Raw genomic sequence first — 664 nt, 5'->3', positions numbered from 1 at the left:
CACGTCAGCACCTTGATGAAGCGCATGGGCGTCGAAGCGTTGTATCGCAAGCCAAACACGAGCCGCAAGCATGCAGCCCACAGGATCTGGCCGTACCTGCTTCGCAACCGGAAAATCGACCGGGCCAATCAGGTCTGGGCGCTCGATACGAGCTATATCCCGATGGCGCGCGGCTTCGTATATCTGACGGCTGTAGTGGACTGGGCGAGCCGTCGGGTGCTGGCACACCGGGTGGCGATCACGCTGGAGAGCTGCCATGCTGTCGAGGCGCTGGAGGAAGCGTTTGCGAAATACGGCCTGCCGGAGATCGTCAACACGGATCAAGGCAGCCAGTTCACCGCAACCGGGTTCACCGACGCGGTGCTCAGCCGGAACGTTCTTCTGTCCATGGACGGAAAGGGCGCCTGGCGTGACAACGTGTTCGTCGAACGGGTCTGGCGCAGCGTCAAATATGAAGAGGTCTATCTGAAAGCCTACGACCCGGTCAGCCACGCCCGCCGCTCAATCGGCAATTACCTGAACTGGTATAACCAGAATCGGCCTCATTCCAGGCTGGCCGATCAGACACCGGATGAAGCATACTTCGCCATGCTGCCAGCGATAAAATCGGCAGCTTGATTGCCTCAGCGATTCCACTTAAAAACTCGCGGATCCTGTCCGAACG

Annotated in this window: 1 protein-coding gene; it reads left to right on the top strand. The window is 59.2% G+C overall.

The annotated features are described in order from the left end of the window. The coding region (locus tag HV796_RS43035; RefSeq protein WP_175233648.1) for an IS3 family transposase at window positions 1–618 on the top strand (618 nt) is incomplete at its 5' end. Window positions 619–664: the final 46 nt, after the last annotated feature.

This window comes from Paraburkholderia humisilvae, assembly GCF_902859855.1.
GTDB classification, from domain to species: Bacteria; Pseudomonadota; Gammaproteobacteria; order Burkholderiales; family Burkholderiaceae; genus Paraburkholderia; species Paraburkholderia humisilvae.
This window is presented reverse-complemented; position numbering and strand designations above follow the sequence as displayed.